This is a genomic window from Streptomyces prasinopilosus, assembly GCF_001419695.1.
GTDB lineage: Bacteria > Actinomycetota > Actinomycetes > Streptomycetales > Streptomycetaceae > Streptomyces > Streptomyces prasinopilosus.
On the sequence record NZ_LIRG01000671.1, the window covers coordinates 1 to 1,825 of the forward strand.

General features: G+C 72.8%; 2 protein-coding genes. One reads left to right on the forward strand and one right to left on the reverse strand.

The features are described from left to right. The first annotated feature begins 9 nt into the window (after positions 1-9). The gene (locus tag AOK18_RS24260) at positions 10-834 is read left to right on the forward strand and encodes a Fic family protein (RefSeq protein WP_055695712.1); all 825 of its coding nucleotides are present in this window, start codon (positions 10-12) and stop codon (positions 832-834) included. A gap of 516 nt (positions 835-1,350) precedes the next feature. Here the strand turns inward: AOK18_RS24260 and AOK18_RS24265 are convergent. Next, on the reverse strand, positions 1,351-1,825 hold a 475-nt coding region (locus tag AOK18_RS24265), incomplete at its 5' end, for an HAD family hydrolase (RefSeq protein ID WP_099048936.1).

Consider the following 1,825-nt stretch of genomic DNA (forward strand, 5'->3'; position numbering starts at 1 on the left):
GTCGTACTCATGAGTACGACAGGGGCGACCGCCGATCCGCTCGCGGCCCTGGGCACGCTGCCCGGTGTGGCCGATTCCGTGGAATCCGTGCGCAGGGCAGTGGACCGGGTCTACGGCCACCGCGTCATGCGGCGGCGCAGCAACGAGATCACCTCCGAGGCGGCGCTGCGCGGCGCCCGCGGCTCGGCGGCGCTGTCCGGCGCGGACTGGGCCCTGGAGGAGGTGCGCAGGCGCAGTGACTTCGGCACCGACGACGAGGCGCGCACGATGGGCGCCGCGCTGCGGCTGTCCGCCGAGGCGGGTCAGCTGCTGACCATCTGGCGGCAGTCGCCGCTGAGGGTCCTCGCCCGGCTGCACCTGGTGGCGGCTGCCGACCGCGTCGACCAGGTCGGGCGGCCCCGCAAGGAGGGCGAGCCGGTCGACGAGCCCTTGATCGGCCTCCCGCTGCCCAGCGCGGCGGAGGCGCACGGCAGGCTGGAGGGCCTGGCCGGACTGATCATCGGGGGCGGCTCGGCCCCGGCGCTGGTCACGGCCGCCGTCGTGCACGGCGAGCTGCTCGCGCTGCGCCCCTTCACCTCCTCCAACGGTCTTCTCGCGCGCACGGCCGAGCGCATCGTGCTGGTCGGCAGCGGGCTGGACCCGAAGTCGGTCTGCCCGGCCGAGGTCGGCCACGCCGAACTGGGCCGCGAGGCCTACCTGACGGCTCTGGAGGGCTACGTCTCCGGCACCCCCGAGGGCGTGGCCGCCTGGATCGCCCACTGCGGACGGGCGGTCGAACTGGGGGCGCGGGAGTCCATGGCGGTGTGCGAGGCGCTGCAGCGAGGGGCGGCGTAGCGCGCGTGGGACCGGCCCGCGCGCGGAGCAGGGGCCCGGAAGCCGCGGGTGCCGGGACGCGCGAGCGCGGAGGCCCCAGGAGGCGAAGGCGCGTCGGTGGTGGAGCGGCAACGCGGTGAGGGGCGTGCGCGGACGGTATTCGCGATGCGCGCAGAAATGCGGCGGTACGAATTCTCGTACCGCCGCTGGCATGTCCACCTGGTTACCAAGCGTCCTCGATATATGCCCATCAGGTCGGGAACTTCGCCCGTTCCTGGTGCGGCTGGCCCGTAATCGACGGGTCGACGTCGCGTGGGTGCCCTGTGGCCATGCTCGGTCCGTGGGGCCAAATGCGTTGTGAAGGTGATCCTCTCGGATGTCCTTGGTCTCGCGGGCCGTTGAGTCCTTTGTACTCCAGGTTCCAAGCGAGGGGAAGTGGAGGGCCTGCTTCTTTACTTTTGGGCTCAAAGGCGCGCGAATCGGATGCCGGTGCACCGGACGGAAACCGGCCCGGGCGGCGCGCCTTCGCGACGGTCGTCAGGCCACCGGCGTACGGCGCCGGCTGCTGTACCAGACCAGGCCCGCGGTGGCCGCGGCGGCGCCTATGGCGGCAGCCGCCACCAGAGCGGGGCGGGGAGGGACGGAGAGGGCGGGGAGGCGCTGCTTGAGCCGGACGGGCCGGTGGAAGTCGAGGATCGGCCATTCGCGCGTGAGGGCCTCGCGGCGCAGTGCCCGGTCCGGGTTCACGGCGTGCGGATGACCCACGGACTCCAGCATCGGCAGATCGGTCACCGAGTCGCTGTAGGCGTAGCAGCGGGTCAGGTCGTAGCCCTCGGACCCGGCCAGCTCCCTGATCGCCTCGGCCTTCGTCGGGCCGTACGCGTAGTACTCCACCTCTCCGGTGAAGCACCCGTCGTCCCCCACGACCATGCGGGTGGCGACGACCCGGTCCGCACCCAGCAGCTCGCCGATCGGCTCGACCACCTCGGCGCCCGAGGTGGTCGAGCCGATC

What these genes read in the sequence shown, in the direction of transcription:
- AOK18_RS24260 (WP_055695712.1), top strand. Translation starts at nt 10, where the DNA reads ATGAGTACGACAGGGGCGACCGCCGATCCGCTCGCGGCCCTGGGCACG.